Source organism: Comamonas sp. w2-DMI (genome assembly GCF_040187735.1).
GTDB lineage: Bacteria > Pseudomonadota > Gammaproteobacteria > Burkholderiales > Burkholderiaceae_C > Comamonas > Comamonas terrae.
In genome coordinates this window covers 53,079-76,153 of sequence record NZ_JBANEL010000012.1, presented here as the reverse complement: position 1 = coordinate 76,153, position 23,075 = coordinate 53,079, and the positions used below count along the sequence as shown (strand labels likewise).

Genomic DNA, 23,075 nt, shown 5'->3' with positions numbered 1-23,075 from the left:
CGGGGCCGCGACAGCCTTGATCCGGTCCGCAAGTCATTGATCCGTAAGTAGAAAATTCCGCACTTCCCCCATTCGGCCCGCCGCTTCGCGCACCGCGCGGCTTCTGCAGGAAACCGCAAGCAGGGCGTGTAGGAAAAAGTTATCCACACCTCTGTATTCCACAGCGCCCGGACCGCGCAGCCTCCATGCATTCATGCTATTTTTTTAGCGACTTTTGCGCTTTGCTGGCGGATTTACCGGCATTTTGGTCTAGGGAAGAGCGCGCTTGACAGCCCGCCCATGGCTGATTTATGCACAGATGTGCACAAGCGGCGAATGCGCTTCCAAAGGCTCAGGCACGACGGAGCGCGGCGTTTTTATTTCATATAAGTTGTTGTTTTATATAAATTTAAACTTCTTCCAATGGACCTTGGCGGTAGCGATAGAAAGTATTGAAGATCCGTTGGCCAGACCCGCAGCCGGCTTTTCCTCACAAAGTTATCCACAGGCCCGGAAGCCATGCAGGGCCTCAAAACCTGCTATAGAGCCTGCCGAAAGGGTTCACGCGTATGCTCTGAGCCCTGCCCGCCGGGCGGCCTTTGCATCCCGGATGCACCTTTTTCGCGGGGCCTTTGCTCGCCGCCCACTGTTTCTGCCCCATGCCCCATATCGCCCATATCGCCGTTCAAACCCCCGCGCACAGCGCCGTGGGAGAACTGCTCAGCTACGCCAGCGAGGAAGTCCTGCCTCCCGGCACGCTGGTGCGGGTTCCGCTGGGCAGGCGCGAACTGCTGGGCGTGGTGTGGGAGCCGCCGGCCGCGCCTGCCCCGCTGCCCGAAGGGCTGGAACTGCGCAGCGTGGCCTGCGTGCTGCCGGGCATTGCGCCCCTGGACGCGGGCTGGCGCCGGCTCGTGGCCTTTGCCGCGCATTACTACCAGCGCAGCGTGGGCGAGATTGCCGTCACCGCCCTGCCGCCGCAGTTGCGCGACATGACGGCCGAGCAGCTGGCGCGCCGGCTCGCCCCGCCGAAACCGGCCAGGAAGTCCCGCAAGAGCAAGGCGGAGACGGAAACCGAGCCGCAAGCCTGCGAACCGGTCCGGCCGCAGCAGCCAGCCGCTATCCCATCCATAGCACTGAGCGCAGAACAGGCCAGCGTTTTTTCGCAAATCGAGCAAAACCCCGGTCCCTTTCTGCTCTACGGCAGTACGGGCAGCGGCAAGACCGAGGTCTATCTGCGCGCCGTACAGGCCGTGCTGGAGGCGAATCCGCAGGCCCAGGCGCTGGTGATGGTGCCCGAGATCAACCTCACGCCCCAGCTCGAAGAGCGCTTCACGGCCCGCTTTGCGCCACTATACGGCGCGGAGGCTGTGGTCAGCATGCACAGCGGCATGACCAACCCGCAGCGCCTCAAGAGCTGGCTGGCCGCTCACACGGGCCGCGCGCGCATCGTGCTGGGCACGCGCATGGCGATCTTCGCCAGCCTGCCGCGGCTGGCGCTGATCGTGGTCGACGAGGAGCACGACGCCAGCTACAAACAGCAGGAAGGTGCGCGCTACTCGGCCCGCGACCTGGCCGTCTGGCGCGGGCGCGACGCGGGCGCCAAGGTCATCCTGGGTAGCGCCACGCCTTCGCTGGAAAGCTGGCATGCCAGCAGCCCCACTGCAGAGGGAGGCGCTGGCCGCTACCTGCGCCTCGCCATGCCCGGCCGTATCGGGGCCGCCGCCCTGCCCCGGGTCCGACTGGTGGATATGACCCAGCAGCCGCGCAAGGCCGTGTTCTCGCCCCCGCTGCTCGAAGCCATCACCGCGCGCGTGCAGCGCGGCGAGCAAAGCCTGGTCCTGCTCAACCGCCGCGGCTTCGCGCCCGTGCTGTTCTGCGCCGACTGCGGCTGGAAGAGCGACTGCCCGCACTGCAGCGCGCACCAGGTCTTCCACAAGGGCGACCGCACGCTGCGCTGCCACCACTGCGGCTTCACCCAGCGCGTGCCTTTTGCCTGCCCCTCCTGTGGCAACCCCGACATCCTGCCGCTGGGCAAGGGCACGGAGCAGCTGGAGGAAGAGCTGGAGCGCGTGCTGCGCAATGTGCAGCGCCCCGACGGCAATCCGGCGCGCGTGGCGCGCATCGACGCCGACACCACGCGCGCCAAGGGGGCGCTGCAGGAGCAGCTGGCCGCCATGCATGCGGGCGACATCGACGTGCTGGTCGGCACGCAGATGGTCGCCAAGGGCCATGATTTCCGGCGCATCACCCTGGTGGCCGCCGTGCAGCCCGACAGTGCGCTGTATTCGAGCGACTACCGCGCTCCCGAGCGCCTGTTCTGCCTGCTCATGCAGGCCGCGGGCCGCGCCGGGCGCGATGCCGGCTACGTGGCCGCCCAGGGCAGCCGGGCCGAGATGTGGATACAGACCCACGACCCCGCCAACCCGGTCTATGCGGCGCTGCAAAAGCACGACTACGAAGCCTTTGCCGCGCGCCAGCTCCAGGAGCGCCAGGATGCCGGCATGCCGCCCTATGCCTTCCAGGCCATCGTGCGCGCCGACGCCAGGACGCAGGAAGCCGCCCAGGCCTTCCTGAACGCGGCCACGCAGGCCGCGCGCGACGCACAGCTGCCCTGGCTGGACGAAGTCTTCATCTATCCGCCGATTCCCATGGCCGTGCAGCGCGTGGCCAATGTGGAACGGGCGCAGATGCTGCTGGAAGCCACCAGCCGCGGCGCGCTGCTGCGTTTTCTGAACCACTGGCAGCCCTGGCTGCACTGGCTGCGCGGCCAGGGCGAGCACCGCGCCATCGTGCGTTGGCTGGTGGATGTGGACCCGCTTTCCATCTGAAGGCCGATTGCGCATGACCCCATGCGGACCACAGCATAAATTGCACTGAAAGCACCTGCAGTCATACGCATTCCGCTTTCTTTTCGATAGCACTTTTAGCCATTTCGCTGCAACGCTCCTATCGGTGTTTGTTCCAATGCCAAGCCCGCCGCGCTCGTGCATCGTGCGTGCCTCGGTCCACAAGGCCGTTTTTCACCCAACGGAGCACACATGGCTTTCCAATCGTTTCGCATGTCCGTGATGGCCGCAGCCATCGCTTTTGCCGGCTTTGCAGGCGCACCCGCGCTGAGCTTGGCACAGGACGCCTCCCCCGCCGCCAATGCCGCGGCCGCCCAGACTGCCGCCAAGCCCCAGGTGGTGGTGCTGGCCACCGGCGGCACCATTGCCGGTGCCGGCGCCTCCACCGTCAACAGCGCCACCTATACCGCTGCCAAGGTGCCGGTGGACAAGCTGCTGGCCGGCCTGCCCGAGCTGGCCCAGGTTGCCAACGTGCGCGGCGAGCAGGTGTTCCAGATCGCCTCCGAGAGCTTCACCAACGACAACCTGCTGACGCTGGCCAAGCGCGTGTCGCAGCTGGCCAAGCAGTCCGACGTGGACGGCATCGTCGTCACCCACGGTACCGACACCCTGGCCGAGACCGCCTACTTCCTGAGCCTGACCGTGCACACGGACAAGCCCATCGTCGTCGTGGGCAGCATGCGCCCCGGCACGGCCCTGTCGGCCGACGGCGCGCTCAACTTGGTCAATGCCGTCAGCGTGGCCGGCTCCAAGGATGCCAAGGGCAAGGGTGTTTTCGTCACCATGAACGACGAAATCAACACCGCGCGCGACGTGAACAAGGACATCAACATCCAGACCGGCGCCTTCAAGAGCCAGTGGGGCCCGCTGGGCATGGTCGTGGAAGGCAGGAACTACTGGTTCCGCGCACCCGTCAAGCGCCACACCAACAACTCCGAATTCAACATCGACAGCATCGACAAGCTGCCCCAGGTGGACATCGTCTATGCCTACGGCAGCGTCCAGCCCACGGCCGTGAACGCCCTGGTGGACAGCGGCGCCAAGGCCATCGTCCATGCCGGCACGGGCAACGGCTCGGTGGCCGACCGCATGGTCAAGCCGCTGCAGGACGCGCGCTCCAAGGGCGTGCTCATCGTGCGCTCCTCGCGCGTGCCCTACGGCTTCGTGCTGCGCAATGCCGAGCAGCCCGACGACAAGTACGACTGGGTCGTGGCCCACGACATGCGCCCCGAGAAGGCCCGCATCCTGACCATGCTGGCGCTGACCAAGGGTGCCAGCACCAAGGAACTGCAGCGGATGTTCTGGGAGTATTGATCGCTCCCCCTGAGGCGCCGGCGCGCCTTCCCCCTCTCAGCTTCTCGGAGGGGGACGATGCCTTCGCTGCGAGGCGGCTCTTGCTCGGCATCCCTTGCGAAAGGGGCGATGCGAGCGTCAGGGTGGGTGAGGTATTGAAAACGCCTTGCGCGGGTCTTGCCTGTGCAGGGTAATCTCATCCAATAAGTTGCGCTGCAATCAGCTTCCAACGCTTATCCAACAAGCGTTGACAGCTATCAGATCCGAAAGAAGCTATCCCGTATCCGGTATTGCCCCTTGTGACCACGCCTGCGACGGCGGCCTCTTGGGGCGCGCGGCTGCACCGCAGAGTGCAGACGCTTCGTGCTCTGACTTGCGGCCGTTTGTCTGGACGTAGCGCCACAGGCGCGCGGTGAGTTGGGCCGCACAGCCCCAAGAGGTTGACGGCGCAGGTTGCCCCGTAGCACAGCGAAGGGGTCGTGGGCAGTAGGGGCTGTGCTCTTTGCCTACTTTCTTGCACAAGAAAGCAGGTCGCCTGCCGGGGCGAAATCCCGGCCTCTGTACGCCAATCAGGCATGCCGCCAAATTGGGTCAGGTCATCAGCGCCACGGCGGCCGAAAAGCTCAGGAAGGCCAGGGCCGTACTCACCAGGATGATGCGGGCCACGCGGCCGCTGTGGGCGCCGAAGCGCTCGGTCAGCAGCGAGACATTGCTGGCCGAGGGCAGCGCGGCCAGCAGCACCAGGGTGACGAAGGCCTCGCGGCCCAGGGGCAGGCCCAGGGCCATGGCGCCGCTGCCCACGGCCCAGACCAGCAGCGGATGGATGATGAGCTTGGCCAGCGCGATCGGCACATACTCGCGCGCGGCCACGCGCTCGTGGCTGTTCATCTGCGAGCGCGCCAGCACCGCGCCTATGGTGAACAGCGCCACGGGGGAGGCCGCGGCGGCCAGCATGGCCACGGTCTTGTCCAGCGGGGCGGGCAGTGCCCAGCCCCGGGCGGAGGCCACGCCACCCAGGACGATGGACCAGGGCATGGGGTTGGACGCCATGCCCCTGAACGCGCCCCGAAGCGCCACGGCCACGCCGTGGCCGCCCGACAGGTCCAGCCGCGACAGCGCAATGCACAGCGAGGTGGTGATCACCATGTCGACGGCCATGGTCACGATGACCGTGCCCGCGCTCTGCGCCCCCAGCAGCGCCACCAGCATGGGCACGCCCATGAAGCCGGTATTGGGAAAGGCCGCCACCAGCGCGCCGAAGGCCGCGTCGTTCCAGCCCAGGCGCCGGCGCGTGAGAGCCACCGTCGCGCCCACCATGAGCAGCGCGCACAGCAGGTAGACGGTCGTCACGTTGGCGTCGAGCAGCTGGGCTATCGGCGTCTGCGCGCCGAAGCGAAACAGCATGCAGGGCAGCGCGAAATACAGCACGAAGGCATTGAGCCCCGGTATCGCCGCCTGGGGCAGCACGCCGCGCCAGGTGGCCGCAAAGCCGCAGGCCACGAGCGCGAAGAAGGGAAAGGTGATGAGGAGGACGGACAGCACCGGCAAATTCTCACCGCATTGCGGCCATGCCGGCGGAGCGTGCCTGCGTGAAATTTCTTCCATGCATGCCACCCTGCTATTCCCGCGCCTGTCGTCAGTTGTCACAGTCCTGCGAAAGCAGGATCACGGCAAAGCGGTATGCTCCCTGCTCTCCCCTCCCGATCGAATTTCTCCGCTTCATGTCCGCAGGTCTCAATCTCGCCCAGCTCCAAGCCGTGCATTACACCGAAGGGCCATGCCTTGTGCTGGCCGGCGCCGGCTCAGGCAAGACGCGCGTGATCACGCACAAGATCGGGCGGCTGATCGAGAACGGACTGGCGCCGCGGCGCATCGCGGCCATCACCTTCACCAACAAGGCCGCCGCCGAGATGCGCGAGCGCGCCGCCGGCCTCATCGGCCGCCAGGCCAAGGACGTGCTGGTCTGCACCTTCCATGCCCTGGGCGTGCGCATGGTGCGCGAGGACGGCCATGTGCTGGGCCTCAAGCCCCAGTTCAGCATCCTCGACCAGGACGACGTGACCGGCATCCTCAAGGACTGCGCGGGCGGCACCACCGACGTGGCCACGGCACGCCAGTGGCAGTGGACCATCAGCAACTGGAAGAACCAGGGCTGGGACAGCCGCAAGGCCCTGGCCATGGCCCAGGACGACAACGAGCGCACCATCGCGCTCATCATGCAGCGCTACGAAGAGCGCCTGACCGCCTACCAGAGCGTGGACTTCGACGACCTGATCGGCATGCCCATGCGCCTGCTCCGCGGCCATGCCGAGGTGCGCGAGAAATGGCAGCGCCTGCTGGGCCACGTGCTGGTGGACGAATACCAGGACACCAACGCCACCCAGTACGAGCTGCTCAAGCTGCTGGTGGGCAGCCGGGCCCATTTCACGGCCGTGGGCGACGACGACCAGAGCATCTACGGCTGGCGCGGCGCGACGCTGGACAACCTCAAGAAGCTGCCCCTCGATTTTCCGCAGCTCAAGATCATCAAGCTGGAGCAGAACTACCGCTCCACCAGCGCCATCCTGCGCGCGGCCAACAATGTCATCGGCCCCAACCCCAAGCTGTTTCCCAAGACGCTGTTCTCGGAGCTGGGCGAGGGCGATCCCGTGCGCATCGTGGACTGCGACACCGAGGAACACGAGGCCGAGCGCGCCGTGGCGCGCATCCAGAGCCTGCGTGCCAGCATGAACCCGCAGCCGGCCTGGAAGGATTTCGCCATCCTCTACCGCGCCAACCATCAGGCCAAGCCCTTCGAGAAGGCGCTGCGCAAGGCCAGCATTCCCTACAAGGTCTCGGGCGGCACCAGCTTCTTCGACCGCGCGGAGATCAAGGACCTGTGCGCCTGGTTCCGCCTCTGGATCAACAACGACGACGACCCGGCCTTTCTGCGCGCCATCACCACGCCGCGCCGCGGCATAGGCCACACCACCCTGGCCAAGCTGGGCGAATTCTCGGCGGCCCACAAGACCAGCATGTTCGGCGCGTTGTTCAATGCCATGCTGGAAGACGCCCTGCCCCGCAAGGCGCATGACGGCCTGCTGGAGTTCGGCCGCGCCGTCAACGAGCTCGAATACCGGGCGCGCCACACGCTGGGCTTCGAGGCCGCGCGCGGCTTCCTGGTCGACTGGCTCAAGGAGATCGGCTACGAGCAGCATCTCTACGACAGCGAGGACAGCGAATCCGTGGCCGCCGCGCGCTGGAGCAATGTGCTGGAGTTCTGCGACTGGATGGCCCAGCGCGCGGGCGGCAAGATCGAGGATGCGGCCGGCACCACCACGCAGACCGAAATCAAGAGCCTGCTCGAGGTGGCGCAGAACGTGGCCCTGCTGTCCACCATCAGCGAGCGCGAGCAGGAACAGGACATGGTGGTGCTCTCCACCCTGCATGCCTCCAAGGGTTTGGAGTGGCCGCATGTGATGCTGGTCGGCGCCACCGAGGGCATGCTGCCCTTCAAGCTCGATGACGACAACGGCCGCCAGCAGCAGGTCAGCAGCGAGACCGCCGCCCGCCTGCAGGAAGAGCGCCGCCTGATGTACGTGGGCATCACGCGCGCCCAGCGCACGCTGGCCGTGAGCTGGACCAAGCGCCGCAAGAAAGGCCGCGAGATGGTGGCCTGCCAGCCCAGCCGCTTCATCAAGGAGATGGGGCTGGATGCCGCCACCGCCAAGGAAGATCCGCGCGAGAAGCTGCGCCAGCTGCGCGCCGAATTCGCCGCGCGCAAGGCCCAGCCCGGTGCCGGCGCCGCCCCCTGAACGATTGCCTATGACAGTTTCCGCCTTGTTCCGTGCGCGCGCCCCGATGCTTTCGCGCACCCTGATCTGCGCAGCCGGCATCGCCCTGCTGGCCAGCGCCTGTGCCCAGAATCCCTCACCGGCCACGCCGCAGCCCGCCGGAGCCTGCCCTGCGGACAGCGACATGTCCGACACCCAATTGCTGGGCCAGTGGTCGGGCAGCATCGAAGGCCAGCCCGGCAGCGTGCGCATAGAGCTCGGCCCGCACTCTGAGTGGAAGGGTACGGCCAAGGGCCATGTGCTGCGCGGCGATGCGCGCCTGCCCATGGTCGGCGATGTGGACAATGGCAGCGTCACGCTGGAGGAAAGCGCCGACGGCGTGCACATCACCGGCACCTGGCTGGGCCAGGTGGTCGACGGCAGCTGCGGCCGTGAGATACGCGGCGACTACCTGCCGGGCGAAGAAGCCCGGCCCCAGCCCTTCGTGCTGCGCAAGCTGGCACCGGCCCTCTATTCCAACCCAGCGCCGGCCACCGCCCCCATCCGCCACTGAAGCACCATGCAACGAACTTTTCGCACCCCCGCCGCGGCATTGGCAACCCTGGCCTGCGGCGCCTGGACACTGCCGGCGCAAGCCCAGGCGCCGGCCCCCGGCATCCTGGACCCCGAGGCCTGGCGCCAGTGCGCGGCCACCACCGACAACTCGGCGCGCCTGGCCTGCTTCGATGCCTGGGCCCGGAGCCAGCAGCCGCTCACCGCACCGCCCGCCACCGGCTGGAGCGCCCCGGCCGCACTTGCCAGCAGCGCCAGCAGTGCCGCCAGCACGCCGGCACAGGCCTCCGAAGCGGCGGCCGTAACTACGGCCGCAGGCGACGCCGGCCAGGGACTGGCCCTGCCCGTCGCTCCGACCAACGGCGGCTGCCGCGATCCGCGCTACAGCGAAATCTCGCGCTTTTACGAGCTGGAGCCCGGTTCGGACTGCGGCACCTTCAGCTTCCGCGGCTACCGGCCCATGTCGGTGTCCGCCGTGCTGGGCAGCCGCGTCGACGACCAGCCCCACTCGCCCAGCCGCGGCTCGCCCGACTCCGAGACCTACCAGAAGCACGAGATGCGCATCCAGCTGTCGGCGCGCACCAAGATCGCCTCGGGCCTGCTGACCGGGCCGGCCTCCGGCGGCAAGGACTCGCTGTGGTTCGGCTATACCCAGCAGTCGTACTGGCAGCTGTTCAACGGCGCCATCTCGCGCCCCTTCCGCACCACGGACCACGAGCCCGAGGTGTTCTACGTCTATCCCACCGATGCGCAGCTGCCCTTCGGCTGGCGCTGGCGCTATTCGGGCGTGGGCCTGGTGCACCAGTCCAACGGCCAGAGCAACCCGCTGTCGCGCAGCTGGAACCGCTGGTATCTGATGACCGGCGCCGAACTCGGCAACCGCTGGCAGCTGCACCTCAAGGCCTGGAAGCGCATCCACGAAAGCACGCTGGAAGACGACAATCCGCACATCCAGGACTACATAGGCCGCGGCGAAATCAAGCTGGGCTGGAACGTCAACGACCAGAACTACCTGGGCTTCACGGCCCGCGGCTCGCTGGGCCAGGGCAGGGGCTCGGGCCGCATCGAATGGCTGCGCACCCTGGGCGAAGGCTGGAACGGCGGCAAGAGCAATCTGCGCCTGCATGTGCAGCTGTTCAGCGGCTATGGCGACAGCCTGGTGGACTACAACTACAAGCGCACGGTGCTGAGCGTGGGCCTGAGCCTGCTGGACTTCTAGGCGCCTTCCATCCCGGCAGACGGCACCGCCGCCGCGGCGTATCCGGCCCACGCCCTTGCCCGCAGCCGCCGGCCTGGACACTCCTGTCTTGCGGACCGCGGCCATCTCCTGCCGCGCACTCATATTCCATAGCTGGCAACACTTGCTCCTTATTGATTTCAAGCCTTTCGAGCATTGAAATCCAATGGATACAAGCGCTGCCAGCTATCAAAAAGGAATCACTCCGGCACCACGGCCGTGACCTCGATCTCCACCTTGGCACGGTCCTCGATCAGCGCCGCCACCTGCACGGCCGTCATGGCCACGCTGAACGAGCCTATGAGTTCGCGGTAGGCCTGGCCGATCTCGGCCTGGCGCGCCAGGTACTCCTTCTTGTCGGTGATGTACCAGGTCATGCGCACGATGTGCTCGGGCCCGGCGCCGCCTTCCTTGAGCACGTCCACCACGTTCTGCAGCGCCTGGCGCACCTGGCCGGCCAGATCGTCGGTGTGGAAGCGGCCCTGGCCGTCCCAGCCGATCATGCCGGCCACATAGATCTGGCGGCCGCTCACGGCCACGCCGTTGGCATAGCCTTTGGGGCGGGGCCAGCCCGCAGGCAGCAATACTTGCATGGTCATTCCTTTTCTTGTGACGGGATGGCGAGCCACTGCGCAATCGCCGCGCGGATGTGGGCGGGAACGGCAATGGCCTGATGGGTCTGCAGATCGGTGAACACCAGCACCTTGGTGGCGGCCACGCGCAGTCCGCCGTCGGGCCCCGTGCAGTCCACGGCCAGCGTCAGCGAACGGTTGCCCAGCCTGGCCACGCGCAGGCCGAAATCCACGGTCTCGCCCATGCGCGTGATGGCGCGGAAGTCGCACTCCAGGTGCACGATGGGCAGGCCGGTGCGGTCCTGCGCCACCATGTCGGCATAGGGCACGCCCAGGGCGCGGTTGAACCAGTCCTCGACCAGGCCGTTGAACAGCACCAGGTACTGCGGAAAGAAGATGATGCCCGCGGGGTCGCAGTGCGCGAAGCGTATGGGCACCTGGCTGACGAAGCGCGGCGCGGCGGATGTCTGTGTCATGGCCGCCCCTTCACTGCCCGTGCAGCCTGAAGCGCTGCAGCTTGCCCGTGGGCGTGCGCGGCAGCTGGTCGACAAAGGCCACGGCGCGCGGATATTTGTAGGGCGCCACGGTGCTTTTCACGAAATCCTGCAGCTCCCTGGCCATGGCATCGCCTGCCGCATGCCCGGCACGCAGCACGACAAAGGCCTTGACGATCTGGCCGCGCTCCGCGTCGGGCACGCCTATCACCGCGCACTCGGCCACGACCGGGTGCTGCATCAGGGCCTCCTCCACCTCGGGCGCCGCGATGTTGTAGCCGGCCGAAATGATCATGTCGTCGGTGCGCGCCTGGTAGACGAAGTAGCCGTCGGCATCCATCAGATAGGCGTCGCCCGTGAGGTTCCAGCCATGCTGCACGTAGTTGCGCTGGCGCGCGTCGTTCAGGTAGCGGCAGCCCGTGGGGCCCTGCACGGCCAGTTTGCCCACCGTGCCCGGCGGCAGCTCGTTGCCGTCGTCGTCCACCACGCGCGCGCGGTAGCCGGGCACGGCCTTGCCGGTGGCGCCGGGGCGGGCTTCGTCCTCGCGGTGCGAGATGAAGATGTGCAGCATCTCGGTGGAGCCGATGCCGTCGATGATCTCGATGCCGGTGGCGTCCTTCCACAGCGCGCGCGTGGAGGCCGTGAGCGCCTCGCCGGCCGACACGCATTTGCGCAGCCGCGTGCGGCGTATGCGCTCGCCCTGCTGGGCCATGACGCGATACGACGTGGGCGCCGTGAACACCACGGTGGCGCCGAAGCGCTCCATGCCGTCCACCAGCTGGTTGGGTCCGGCCTTTTCCAGCAGCGCCATGGAGGCGCCTATGGACATGGGGAACAGCACCTGCCCGCCCAGGCCGAAGGTGAAGGCCAGGGGAGGGCTGCCGATGAACACGTCATCGGCATGGGCGCGCAGCACGCTCTGCGGCCAGCAGGCGCAGACGGCCATCACGTCGCGGTGGAAATGCATGGTGGCCTTGGGCACGCCCGTGGTGCCAGACGTAAAGCCCAGCAGGCAGGTATCGGTGGCGGCCGTGTCCACGGTATCAAAGTGCGGCGAGGCCTGTGCCATGAGGGCTTCGAGCGTGCCGGCATCCTCGGCGCGCGCATTGAAAAAGCGCACGGATTTCAGCACCGGGCTTTTCTGCTGCGCGCCCAGCACCTCGGCGCGCAGCGCGTCGTCGCAAAGCGCATGGCCGACCCGGGCGATGTCGACGATGGTGGACAGCTCCTTGGCGCGCAGCAGCGGCATGGCCGCCACGGCAATGCCGCCGGCCTTGACCACGCCGAACCAGCTGGCCACCAGCATGGGGTTGTTGGGGCCGCACAGCAGCACGCGGTTGCCCGGCACCAGCCCCATGTCCCGCGTCAGCACATGGGCGATGCGGTTGGCCTTTTCCTGCAGCTCGGCATAGGTCCAGCGCACGCCGTCGGCCTGCACGCACAGCCGGTCGCCGCGCCCTTCCTGCACATGGCGGTCCAGCAGCTCGGCCGCGCAGTTCAGGCGCTCGGGAAACTGCAGCTCGGGCAGCTCGAACAGGTAGTCGGGCTGCAGCTCGGCGGGCGGCAGGTTGTCGGCAGCAAAGGTGTCGATATGGGCGGTATAGGTCATGGTCAGCCTCGCTATCTAGGCACTCGCGCCCTTGAGCAATTCGCGCGCGATGATGAGCTGCTGCACCTCGGTCGCGCCCTCGTAGATGCGCAGCGCGCGGATCTCGCGGTACAGCCGCTCCACGGGCTGTTCGCTGACCACGCCCAGCCCGCCCCAGATCTGCACGGCGGCGTCGATGACCTGCTGGGCGTTCTCGGTGGCCGTCATCTTGGCCATGGCGGCCTCGCGCGTCACGCTCCCGCCCTGGTCGCGCTGCCAGGCCGCGCGGTAGGTGAGCAGGGCCGCGCTGTCGATCTGCGTGGCCATCTGCGCGAGCCTGGCCTGGGTGAGCTGGAAGTCGGCCAGCACGCCGCCGAACATCCTGCGCGTGGTGGCGCGCTGCAGCGCCTCGTCGAGCGCGCGGCGCGCAAAGCCCAGGGCCGCGGCGGCCACCGAGGTGCGGAACACGTCCAGCGTGCGCATGGCTACCTTGAAGCCTTCGGCCGCAGCGCCCACGCGCTGGCTGGCGGGAATGCGGCAGTTCGTGAACTTCAGCCGCGCCAGCGGGTGCGGCGCGATCACGTCGATGCGCTCGGCGATCTCGAAGCCCGGCGTGCCGGCATCCACTATCAGCGCCGAGATGCCGCGCGCGCCCGGCGCCTCGCCCGTGCGCACGAAGACCACGTAGAAGTCGGCGATGCCGCCGTTGGAGATCCAGGTCTTCTCGCCGTTGACCACATAGTGGTCGCCTTCCAGCCGGGCCTCGCAGGCCATGGCCGCCACGTCCGAGCCCGCCTCGGGTTCGGACAGCGCAAAGGCCGCGATGGCCTCGCCCGCCGCCACCTTGCCCAGGTAGCGCTGCTTCTGCTCGGGCGTGCCGGCCAGGCTGATGGCGCCCGAGCCCAGACCCTGCATCGCAAACGCAAAGTCGGCCAGGCCGTTGTGGCGTGCCAGGGTCTCGCGGATCAGGCAGATGGCGCGGGTGTCGATCTGCGCGCCCGCGCCGCCATTCTCGGCGCCGGCCACCGCATGGCGCAGCCAGCCACCCTGGCCCAGGGCCTTGACGAGCTGGCGGCAGTCGCCATCGGTATCGCCGGTATGCACATGCGCGGCATGCTGCGCGGCCCAGGCGTCGAGCTCCTGTGCCAGCTGCGCATGGCGGGCCTCGAAGAACGGCCACTTCAGATAGCTGCTGTCGGCCATGTCAGTTTCCTTGGAATTGAGGCTTCTGCTTGGCCACGAACGCGTGGTAGGCGCGGGCGAAGTCTTCGGTCAGCATGCAGATGGCCTGGGCCTGGGCCTCGGCCTCGATGGCCTGCTCCACGGTCATGGCCCATTCCTGGTGCAGCATGGTCTTGGTGATGCCGTTGGCGAACGTCGGGCCGGCGGCCAGGTCGGCCGCGAGCTTGCGCGCCTGCTCCAGCAGGGCCTCGGGTTCGCACAGGCGGTTGAAGAAGCCCCAGCGCTCGCCCTCCTCGCCGCCCAGGCTGCGGCCGGTGTAGAGTAGCTCGCTGGCGCGGCCCTGGCCGATGATGCGCGGCAGGATGGCGCAGGCGCCCATGTCGCAGCCCGCCAGGCCCACGCGGTTGAACAAAAAGGCCGTCTTGCTGCGCGCCGTGCCCAGGCGCATGTCCGAGGCCATGGCCATGATGGCGCCCGCGCCGGCGCAGACGCCGTCGATGGCCGCGATGATGGGCTGGGGGCAGGCGCGCATGGTCTTGACCAGTTCGCCCGTCATGCGCGTGAACATCAGCAGCTCGGGCGCCTTGAGCTGCACCAGCGGGCCGATGATCTCGTGCACGTCGCCGCCCGAGCAGAAGTTGCCGCCCGCACCCACCAGCACCACGGCCTTCACGTCTTGCGCCCACTTGAGCTTGTGGAACAGGTCGCGCAGCTCGGCGTAGGACTCGAAGGTCAGCGGGTTCTTGCGCTCGGCGCGGTTGAGCGTGATCGTGGCCACGCCGCCGTCGACCTGCCACAGGAAGTGCTGCGCCCGGTAGCCGGCCAGCTGCTGGTGGTTGCCCGCCACCAGGGCGGGATCGATTGCGTATTCACTCATCTTGGTCTCGCTCTCCATTGAATAAGTCATCCAAGGCACTGTCTCTCAAGCCACCCCAGCCCAAGCCAGTGGCTCCGAGCAAGGGCCGCCCCGCTGCGAAGGCGCCGTCCCCCTTCCAGGGGGGAAGCCGCGTAGCGGCTCAGGGGGCGCATCACACTTCGCCGCCGGCCACCGCAATGGCCTGGCCGGTGACGGCGCCGGCGCCCGGGCCGCACAGCCAGAGCACGGCGTCGGCCACCTCCTGCGGCTGCACCAGCCGGCCCTGCGGGTTGCCCTTGACGAACTCGGCCAGGGCCTGCTCGGGCGTGCGGCCGGTCTTTTCGACCACGCGCGCAATGCTCTCGCGCACGATCTCGGTTTCGGTGTAGCCGGGGCAGACGGCATTGATGGTGACGCCCTTCTTCGCAAACTCCAGCGCCAGCGAGCGGGTCAATCCCACCACGCCATGCTTGGCCGCCACATAGGCGGCGACATAGGCATAGCCCTTGAGCCCCGCCGTGCTGGCCACGTTGACGATGCGCCCGTAGCCCGCCGCCGCCATGGCCGGCAGCACCTGCTGCATGCACAGCATGGTGCCGGTGAGGTTGACGGCCAGCATGTTCTGCCACTGCGCCGCGTCCATCTTGAGGAACGGCGCGCTCTGCGCCTGGCCGGCGTTGTTGATCAGAATATTGATAGCACCCTGCGCTTGCTGTGCCTGGTCAAAAGCCGTTTTTACCTCTGATTCTTTCGCCACATCGGCCAGTTCCATGCGGCACTGGCCGGGGAAGGCGTCCATCAGCTTTTGCAGCGGCTCGGCTCGGCGCCCCAGCACCGTGACCCTGGCGCCGCGCGCCAGCAGCTGGCGGGCGATGGCCTCGCCTATGCCCTGGCCCGCGCCGGTCACCAACGCATGTTGGTTATTCAAATCGCGCGTCATCGAGTTCTCCATAGCGCATGAAACTGGCGCGCTCCAAGCCAGAGATACCGAGCAAGAGCCGCCTCGCAGCGAAGGTATCGTCCCCCTCCCGCGAAGCGAGAGAGGGGGAAGGCGCGCAGCGACTCAGGGGGTGTTTCATTTCACGGCCTGTTGAGCTTTTTCACGCTCGAACAGGGTTTCCATCTGGCGCTTGCCCTGGAACAGCTGTTTGGGCCAGGCGATGGGCGTATAGCCGATCTTGGCGGCTTCGGTCAGCGTCCAGTTCGGGTTGGCCAGATGCGGGCGCGCCACGGCGCACAGGTCGGCGCGGCCGGCCGCGATGATGGAGTTGGCATGGTCGGCCTCGCTGATCGCGCCCACGGCCATGGTGGCGATGCCGGCCTCCTGGCGTATGCGGTCGGCAAACGGTGTCTGGAACATGCGGCCGTAGACCGGCTTTTCCTGCTTGCTGACCTGGCCCGACGAGCAGTCGATCAGGTCGGCGCCCGCGGCCTTGAAGGCCCTGGCGATCTGCACCGCGTCTTCCGGCGTGATGCCGCCCGGCACCCAGTCGTGGGCCGAGATACGCACGGACATGGGCTTGTCCTCGGGCCAGGCGGCGCGCACGGCCCGGAACACTTCCAGCGGGTAGCGCAGGCGGTTTTCCAGGCTGCCGCCGTATTCGTCGTCGCGGTGGTTGGTCAGCGGCGAGATGAAGCCCGACAGCAGATAGCCGTGGGCGCAATGCAGCTCCAGCCAGTCGGCGCCGATCTCGGCCGCCATCCGCGCGCCATGCACGAACTGGGCCAAGACCAGGTCCATGTCGGCGCGCGTCATCTGCCTGGAGATCTGGCTCACGCCCTCCAGGTATTGCTGGGGCGAGGCCGAGATGATGGGCCAGTTGCCCTCCTCCAGCGGCAGGTCGGTGCCCTCCCAGGCCACGCGCGTCGAGGCCTTGGCGCCCGCATGGCCGATCTGCATGGCGAACTTGGCGTCGGTGTGGGCGTGGATCCAGTCGGCGATGCGCTTCCAGGCCGCCTTCTGCGCCTCGCTGTAGGTGCCCGGGCAGCCGGGGGTGATGCGGCCCTCGGGGCTGACGCAGGCCATCTCGGCGAACACCAGGCCCGCGCCGCCCAGGGCGCGGGCACCCAGGTGCACCAGGTGGTAGTCGCCGGGCACGCCGTCCACGGCCGAGTACTGGGCCATGGGCGAGACCACGATGCGGTTCTTGAGGGTGAGGCCGCGCAGCCGGTAGGGCAGGAACATGGGCGGCGGCGCCTGGCCCTCGACCTGCACGCCGTTCCTCTCGGCCAGCCAGCGCTCGTAGCCGCCCAGCCAGGCCGCGTCGCGCAGGCGCAGGTTCTCGTGGCTGATGCGCTGGCTGCGCGTGAGCATGGAGTACATGAACTGCTCGGGCTCGAACTGGTCGCAATAGCGCCGGCCGCAGGCCTCGAACCATTCCATGGCGTTCCAGGCCGCGTTCTGGATGCGCAGCGTCTCCACGCGACGCGCTTCCTGGTAGGCGGCCAGCACCTCGGGAATGTGTTCCTGGCTGTCGCCCAGAAGCTTGAACTGGCGCGCCAGCTCGATAGCATCCTCGATGGCCAGCTTGGTGCCCGAGCCAATCGCGAAATGCGCGGTGTGCACGGCGTCGCCCATCAGCACCACATGGCTGTCCTGGGCGTTCCTGAGCCACCATTGTTCGCAGACCACGCGCTGGAAGTTGATCCAGGCCGAGCCGCGCAGGTGGCGCGCATTGGTCATGAGCTTCTCGCCCTGCAGGTTGCCCGCGAAGAGCTTTTCGCAGAAGTCTATGGACTGCTGCGGGTCGGCCGTGTCCAGGCCGTGGGCCTTCCAGGTGTCCTCGGTGGTCTCGACGATGAAGGTCGAGGTCTTGTCGTCGAACTTGTAGATGTGCGCCTGGAACCAGCCGTGCTCGGTGCGCACGAAGTCGAAGGTGAAGGCGTCGTAGACCTTGTTCGTGCCCAGCCAGATGAAGCGGTTGGGCCGCGTGACGATGTCGGGCCTGAAGGTGTCGGCATACTTGGTGCGGATGCGAGAGTTCACGCCGTCGCTGGCGACGACGAGGTCGGCTTCGGCGTAGTCCTCGTCGGACTGGACCTCGGTCTCGAACACCAGCTTCACGCCGAGCTGCTCGCAGCGCGCCTGCAGGATGTTGAGCAGGTGCTTGCGGCCTATGCCCACGAAGCCGTGGCCGCCCGAGCGGATCCTGCGGCCCTTGAACAGCAGCTCGATGTCGTCCCAGTGGTTGAAGGCCTCCTCGATCTGCGCGGCCGTCACCGGGTCCCACTCGCGCATGTTGTCCATGGTCGCGTCGGAGAACACCACGCCCCAGCCGAAGGTGTCGTAGGGCTTGTTGCGTTCGACGACGGTGACGTCGTGCGCCGCGTTCAGCTGCTTCATCAGCAGCGCGAAATACAGACCGGCGGGGCCGCCACCGATGCAGACGATTTTCATGGCCAGGATCCGTCCTGAAAATTACTTTATATCTAAATTATTAATGCTTGAATTTTTCACTAGAATCGGAACTAACCCTGAACCCATGTCCGCCGTGCGCCTGCACGATGCACACCTATGGCAGCCAAAGACAACACTCCCGCCACCGCAGCCACGGACCTGCCCGGCCGCGAAGCCGGCCTCTCGCATGACGACCACCAGGCCGTGCGCCTGTGGCTGCGCCTGCTGACCTGCAGCACCCAGATCGAGCAGGTCATACGCACCCAGCTGCGCACCCAGTTCGGCACCACGCTGCCGCGTTTCGACTACCTGGCCCAGCTCAGCCGCTTTCCGCAGGGGCTGCGCATGAAGACGCTGTCCGAGTACCTGATGGTGACGGGCGGCAATGTGACGGGCCTGACCGACCAGCTCGTGGCCGAAGGCTGGGTGGAGCGCATCGTGGACGACGAGGACCGCCGCTCCATGATCGTGCGCCTGACGCGCAGCGGCAAAAAACAGTTCGGCGCCATGGCCGAGGCACACGAGCAATGGCTGGAGCAGCTGCTGGCCCCCCTGGGGATCAAGCAGTCGCGCGAGCTGTATGACCGGCTGGGACTGCTGCGCCAGGTTCTCTCGGACGCAAATGGCAAAATGCCCCGGGAAAGCGGCGCATATAGGCCGATCGAGGCCGAACCGCGCCAGCGCTTTTCATAGAGAATCCTCCAACATCGTCCTGTGCGGCGAGAAGAGGTCGCAGGCATGCGCCAGGGAGCACACTCATGGATTCACAACATCTGCGGTATCAGCTCAAGGCCGGGCACTACTACCTCTATGACATGCGGGACGAGCCTAGCGCCATCACGGGGGAGCGGCGCTTTCGCCTGAAGACGGAGCTGGTCGCCATTGCCTTCGACCTCGCCACGGGCCTGGTCTGCCAGCACGGCCATCCCACACGCATCCATGCCTGGGCGCTGGGCGTGCGGCGCAAGCTGCGCACGGCCGGCGACTGGGAAGCCGCCGACAGCTTGATCGTGGTCTCCGGCCCCCTGCCCGAGGACGAGATCAACAAGTGCCTGCGCATACGCGGTTACTGCCGCTGGATGTTCCAGCGCCTGGCCACGCTGCCCCACGGCAAGCTCCATGCACACCAGGGGCGTTCCGCCTGGCAGCGCGCCCATGGCGATACGGCCCGCCAGCGCCGGGCTGCCTGAAAAACGCCAGAACGGCCGCCTGCGCTTTCACCGCCTGCGCCGGCCGCCGTCAAAACTAGGCCAGGGTCTCCGTGCTGTCGGGGTCTTCCGCGGCGCTGTCCTTTTCCGGAGCTTCATCGGGATCGGCCATCTCGGGCATGTCCGGCAGCTTGACAATGGTGACCGGCAGGCGGCTGTGCCGCGCCACCTCGCGCGAGACGGAGCCGATCAGGATGCTGCCCAGCGCGCTCTGGCCCGTGGCGCCGATCAGGATTTGGTCGCACTCCGTGCTTTCCGCGATGTCGATCAGTGTGCTCGATGCCTCTCCCAGGCTGATCTCCACCTCATAGGTCAGGTTCGCCGCCTTGAGCAGCTCCTGCGCCGCCGCCACCAGATCCATGCCGGCCTCGATGCTGGCATTGGCGATCAGGTCCGAGTCCTGTGTCGCCAGCTCCAGCAGCGTGGCTTCTTTCTGCACATGGGCGATGACGAAGTGCGCCTTCAGTCCATGCTCCACCAACCGGATGCCGTGCCGCACCGCTTCCAGGGATGCCTGGGATCCATCCACGGCGATCATGATCTTGAGCATTTGAACCTCCTTGTCTGACTGTGCTTGCAGTGTAGAGCCCCCATGCAAAAACGGACAGCCATCCAGGCCAAGCAGGGCCGCCCCGGCAGGCCGCGGCGGGTATCTGGGACAATGGAGGGCTATGCTGCAATTCGACCTGCTCAAGACCGATCCGACCAGCCACGCCCGCCGTGGCACGCTCACGCTCAACCACGGCGTGGTGCAGACTCCCATCTTCATGCCCGTGGGCACCTACGGCACCGTCAAGGGCGTGATGCCGCGCAGCCTGCACGAGATGGGCGCGCAGATCATCCTGGGCAACACCTTCCACCTGTGGATGCGCCCGGGCCTGGACATCATGAAGAGCTTCGGCGGCCTGCACGGCTTCGAGAAGTGGGACAAGCCCATCCTGACCGACTCGGGCGGTTTCCAGGTCTGGAGCCTGGGCGCCATGCGCAAGATCACCGAGGAAGGCGTGCACTTCGCCAGCCCCGTCAACGGCGACAAGCTGTTCATGTCGCCCGAGGTCAGCATGCAGATCCAGACGATCCTGAACTCGGACATCGTCATGCAGCTCGACGAATGCACGCCCTACGAGACCAACGGCAAGAAGACCACCGAGGCCGAGGCGCGCAAGAGCATGGAGATGAGCCGCCGCTGGGCCCGGCGCTCCAAGGACGAATTCGAGCGCCTGGAAAATCCCAACGCCCTCTTCGGCATCGTGCAGGGCGGCATGTTCAAGAACCTGCGCGAGGAGTCGCTGCAGGCCCTGGTCGAGATGGATTTCCCCGGCTACGCCGTGGGCGGCGTTTCCGTGGGCGAGCCCAAGGACGAGATGCTGGACATCATGGCCCACACGCCCCATCTGCTGCCGGCCAACAAGCCTCGCTACCTGATGGGTGTGGGCACTCCGGAGGACCTGGTGCAGGGCGTGGCCGACGGCGTGGACATGTTCGACTGCGTGATGCCCACACGCAATGCGCGCAACGGCACCATCTTCACGCGCTACGGCGACCTCAAGATCCGCAACGCGCGCCACAAGGTGGACCACCAGCCCATAGACACCACCTGCACATGCCACGCCTGTGCGGGCAAGAGCGGTGTGAGCTGGGACGATGGCGGCCGCGACGGTTTCAGCCGCGCCTACCTGCACCACCTGGACCGCTGCGGCGAGATGCTGGGCCCCATGCTGACCACCATCCACAACCTGCATTACTACCTGAACCTGATGCAGGAAATCCGCGACGCGCTGGATGCCGGCACCTTCACCGAATTCCGCGCCCGCTTCAAGGCGGACCGGGCTCGCGGCGTATGAGGCAGCGGCCTGCAAGGGCCGCTCGCCCTGCCCTGGGGCTACGCCCCCGGGAGTCGCTGATGGTCAGACAGCCAGATCGCCCAGCGACCACGAGACCCCGGTTTCAAAGCGCGCCTTCAGCTCGTCCGCCGCACGCTCCAGTTCCGCCAGGAACATCTCCATGGCTGCAGCCATGGCATAGCCCGTGCGCTGGTAGGCGCAGCTGTGCAGCTGCGCGCCCGCGTCGTGCAGCGCGCGCCAGACCAGGCGGCCGGCCGCCACATCCTCGGCCACGTTGTCCGGCACCATGAAGCCCAGCGCCGCGCTGCGCGCCACCAGCCGGCGCGCCATGGGCACGGAGCTGGTCTCCACCAGCGGCCGCGTCTGCCCCAGCGCACCGCCATCCAGGCGCTCCAGCATGCTGCGCAGCTCCATGTCGGGCGCCATCAGGATCAGCGGATAGGCTAGGCAGTCGCGCAGGCGCAGCAGGCGCGGTCGCGTGCGCAGCGGATGGTCTGGCGCCATCACCACGCCCAGCGGCAGCGGCCAGGAGCGCATCTCCTCCACGCCCGCCGGCGGCGTACGCCGCAGGCAGTAGGCCACGTCGATCTCGCCCTGGGCCACGCCACGCAGCAGCTCCTCGCCTATGCCCGCGCGCACGCTGAAGCTGATGTCCGGATAGCGGCCGTGCATGGCCGCGATCACCTGGGGCACGAGGTATTCGGCCGTGGCATGGGAGACGCCCACGCTTACATGGCCGCGGCGCAGGGCCTGCAGGTCCTCGACCTGGGCCAGCGCATTGTCGAAGTCACGCTGGCTGCGGCGCACGGCCGCCAGCACGATCTCGCCCGCTGCAGTCAGCTGCATGCCCCGCGGCAGGCGGTCAAACAGCGGCAGGCCCACTTGCGCCTCCAGATTCAGGATCTGCTGGTTGACAGCCGCCGCCGTCAGATGCAGCGTGGCCGAGGCCTTGCGCACCGAGCCGCGGCGCGCCACCTCGTCAAAGCACCGAAAGGCCTGGGAAATTGCGGGCATGGGCCGAGTGTAAATTTTTTCTTTACGCCTCTTCAAAAACAAACAGCTATTCCTGACGCTAGCGAACTTCTAGAGTGGCGCCTGTCACCGTTTCCTGTCCCAGAAAGAACTGCATGGCCACCACTGTCGACCAAGTCACCCAGCGCCGCCGCGGCACCGGTCTCATCGCGCACGATCCCGCCCTCAGCGCCGGCGGCTATACGCTGATCGCCCCCCAGACCGCCAACGGCCGTGTCTACCTGATCGACATCGAGGGCCGCGTGGCCCATGAATGGCAGCTGCCCGTGCGCGCTGGCCGCCATGCGGTCATCCTGCCCAACGGCAACCTGGGCTACAACGGAAACCATCCCGACTCTCCCGATCTCTATGCGCCCTGGTCCATGTGGCATGGCGGTGATTTCTACGAGGTCACGCCCGGCGGCGAAGTGGTCTGGCGCTACCAGGACCCGGCCCACCACCACGATGCGCAGTGGCTGCCCAACGGCCATCTGCTGTACGCGGCCTGCGCGCCCGTGCCGCCCGGCTTTGCCGAGCGCGTGCCCGGGGGCACGGCCCACGGCCCCGATGAAGTGATGTATGCGGACGTGATCCGCGAGGTGGACCGCTCGGGCCGCCTGGTCTGGGAATGGAAGGCCTGGGAACACCTCGATCCCGAGGACTTTCCCATCCATCCGGGCTTCGGCCGCTACCACTGGCCGCTGGTCAACGGCCTGGCCGTGGCGGGCGACGGCAGCGTGCTCATGAGCCTGCGCACCACCTCGGGCATCATCGGCGTGGACAAGGCCAGCGGCGCCGTGACACTGCACATCCCGCCCTCGGTGGTCTCGCACCAGCACGCGCCCGTGCCGCTTCCCAACGGCCGCATCCTGACCTTCGACAACGGCAACTTCCGCGAAGGCGCCCATGTGGCCTTCTCGCGGGTGCTGGAGATCGACCCGGCCACGCACGAAGTGGCCTGGAGCTACCAGGACGAGATGGTCAATGCCTTCTACACCGCCTTCATGGGCAATGCCCAGCGGCTGTGGAACGGCAACACCCACATCACCGAATCGGCCACCGGCCGCCTGTTCGAAGTCACGCCCCAGGGCGAGGTGGTCTGGGAGTTCATCCTGCCCTGGTTCGGCGAATACCCCGACGCCGCCGCGCGCCGCACCGGGCCCGGGCGCCTGAACACCGTGTTCCAGACTTGGCGCTACAGTGCCGGACAACTGCCCTGGCTGGCCCGTTGAAACACCACAGA

The 23,075-nt window shown here is 67.3% G+C and carries 19 protein-coding genes; 9 read left to right on the top strand and 10 right to left on the bottom strand.

Annotated elements, in window-relative coordinates:
- Window positions 1-638 precede the first annotated feature (638 nt).
- Together priA and V8Z74_RS14045 are read left to right on the top strand one after the other, a co-directional pair.
- Window positions 639-2,807, top strand: a complete 2,169-nt coding sequence (gene priA, locus V8Z74_RS14050) for a replication restart helicase PriA (RefSeq protein ID WP_349709682.1) — start codon at window positions 639-641, stop codon at window positions 2,805-2,807.
- A gap of 210 nt (window positions 2,808-3,017) precedes the next feature.
- Complete coding sequence (locus tag V8Z74_RS14045) at window positions 3,018-4,139, top strand: asparaginase (protein ID WP_066480054.1); 1,122 nt, start codon at window positions 3,018-3,020, stop codon at window positions 4,137-4,139.
- 570 nt (window positions 4,140-4,709) lie between these two features.
- On the opposite strand, the gene V8Z74_RS14040 is transcribed toward V8Z74_RS14045, so the two are convergent.
- Window positions 4,710-5,660 (bottom strand): AEC family transporter, encoded by a 951-nt coding sequence (locus V8Z74_RS14040; protein ID WP_349709681.1) that lies wholly within the window; start codon window positions 5,658-5,660, stop codon window positions 4,710-4,712.
- 179 nt (window positions 5,661-5,839) lie between these two features.
- On the opposite strand from V8Z74_RS14040, the gene V8Z74_RS14035 reads away from it, so the two are divergent.
- Genes V8Z74_RS14035 through V8Z74_RS14025 form a run of 3 tightly spaced genes read left to right on the top strand, consistent with a single transcriptional unit; the run spans window position 5,840 to window position 9,662 of the window.
- A complete protein-coding gene (locus tag V8Z74_RS14035) occupies window positions 5,840-7,912 on the top strand; it encodes an ATP-dependent helicase (protein WP_349709680.1) in 2,073 nt (690 codons plus the stop codon).
- 10 nt (window positions 7,913-7,922) lie between these two features.
- Window positions 7,923-8,444 (top strand): hypothetical protein, encoded by a 522-nt coding sequence (locus tag V8Z74_RS14030; RefSeq protein ID WP_349709679.1) that lies wholly within the window; start codon window positions 7,923-7,925, stop codon window positions 8,442-8,444.
- 6 nt (window positions 8,445-8,450) lie between these two features.
- Window positions 8,451-9,662, top strand: a complete 1,212-nt coding sequence (locus V8Z74_RS14025; protein WP_349709678.1) for a phospholipase A — start codon at window positions 8,451-8,453, stop codon at window positions 9,660-9,662.
- 218 nt (window positions 9,663-9,880) lie between these two features.
- On the opposite strand, the gene V8Z74_RS14020 is transcribed toward V8Z74_RS14025, so the two are convergent.
- The 7 genes from V8Z74_RS14020 to V8Z74_RS13990 form a co-directional block, all read right to left on the bottom strand.
- Entirely contained in the window at window positions 9,881-10,273 is a 393-nt protein-coding gene (locus V8Z74_RS14020; RefSeq protein ID WP_066480263.1) for a RidA family protein, read from the bottom strand.
- Between the two features lie 2 nt (window positions 10,274-10,275).
- Window positions 10,276-10,728, bottom strand: coding sequence for an acyl-CoA thioesterase (locus tag V8Z74_RS14015; protein WP_349709677.1), 453 nt, complete (start codon window positions 10,726-10,728; stop codon window positions 10,276-10,278).
- Between the two features lie 10 nt (window positions 10,729-10,738).
- Entirely contained in the window at window positions 10,739-12,355 is a 1,617-nt protein-coding gene (locus tag V8Z74_RS14010; RefSeq protein WP_349709676.1) for a benzoate-CoA ligase family protein, read from the bottom strand.
- A gap of 15 nt (window positions 12,356-12,370) precedes the next feature.
- A complete protein-coding gene (locus V8Z74_RS14005) occupies window positions 12,371-13,537 on the bottom strand; it encodes an acyl-CoA dehydrogenase family protein (protein WP_349709675.1) in 1,167 nt (388 codons plus the stop codon).
- 1 nt (window position 13,538) lies between these two features.
- On the bottom strand, window positions 13,539-14,393 hold the full coding sequence (locus V8Z74_RS14000; protein WP_349709674.1) for an enoyl-CoA hydratase family protein: 855 nt from the start codon (window positions 14,391-14,393) through the stop codon (window positions 13,539-13,541).
- 151 nt (window positions 14,394-14,544) lie between these two features.
- Window positions 14,545-15,312, bottom strand: coding sequence for an SDR family NAD(P)-dependent oxidoreductase (locus V8Z74_RS13995; RefSeq protein WP_349709673.1), 768 nt, complete (start codon window positions 15,310-15,312; stop codon window positions 14,545-14,547).
- Window positions 15,313-15,447: 135 nt separating this feature from the next.
- Complete coding sequence (locus tag V8Z74_RS13990) at window positions 15,448-17,769, bottom strand: bifunctional salicylyl-CoA 5-hydroxylase/oxidoreductase (RefSeq protein WP_349709672.1); 2,322 nt, start codon at window positions 17,767-17,769, stop codon at window positions 15,448-15,450.
- 117 nt (window positions 17,770-17,886) lie between these two features.
- On the opposite strand from V8Z74_RS13990, the gene V8Z74_RS13985 reads away from it, so the two are divergent.
- On the top strand, window positions 17,887-18,462 hold the full coding sequence (locus tag V8Z74_RS13985) for a MarR family winged helix-turn-helix transcriptional regulator (protein ID WP_349709671.1): 576 nt from the start codon (window positions 17,887-17,889) through the stop codon (window positions 18,460-18,462).
- 65 nt (window positions 18,463-18,527) lie between these two features.
- Window positions 18,528-18,959, top strand: a complete 432-nt coding sequence (locus tag V8Z74_RS13980) for a hypothetical protein (RefSeq protein ID WP_349709670.1) — start codon at window positions 18,528-18,530, stop codon at window positions 18,957-18,959.
- Window positions 18,960-19,014: 55 nt separating this feature from the next.
- Here the strand turns inward: V8Z74_RS13980 and V8Z74_RS13975 are convergent, their stop codons facing one another.
- A complete protein-coding gene (locus V8Z74_RS13975) occupies window positions 19,015-19,527 on the bottom strand; it encodes a universal stress protein (RefSeq protein WP_349709669.1) in 513 nt (170 codons plus the stop codon).
- A gap of 121 nt (window positions 19,528-19,648) precedes the next feature.
- Here V8Z74_RS13975 and tgt point away from each other — a divergent pair, with 121 nt between their 5' ends.
- Entirely contained in the window at window positions 19,649-20,821 is a 1,173-nt protein-coding gene (gene tgt / locus V8Z74_RS13970) for a tRNA guanosine(34) transglycosylase Tgt (protein ID WP_349709668.1), read from the top strand.
- Between the two features lie 63 nt (window positions 20,822-20,884).
- On the opposite strand, the gene V8Z74_RS13965 is transcribed toward tgt, so the two are convergent.
- Window positions 20,885-21,835, bottom strand: coding sequence for a LysR family transcriptional regulator (locus tag V8Z74_RS13965; RefSeq protein ID WP_349709667.1), 951 nt, complete (start codon window positions 21,833-21,835; stop codon window positions 20,885-20,887).
- A 113-nt stretch (window positions 21,836-21,948) separates the two neighbouring features.
- On the opposite strand from V8Z74_RS13965, the gene V8Z74_RS13960 reads away from it, so the two are divergent.
- The gene (locus V8Z74_RS13960; RefSeq protein WP_349709666.1) at window positions 21,949-23,064 is read left to right on the top strand and encodes an aryl-sulfate sulfotransferase; all 1,116 of its coding nucleotides are present in this window, start codon (window positions 21,949-21,951) and stop codon (window positions 23,062-23,064) included.
- Window positions 23,065-23,075: the final 11 nt, after the last annotated feature.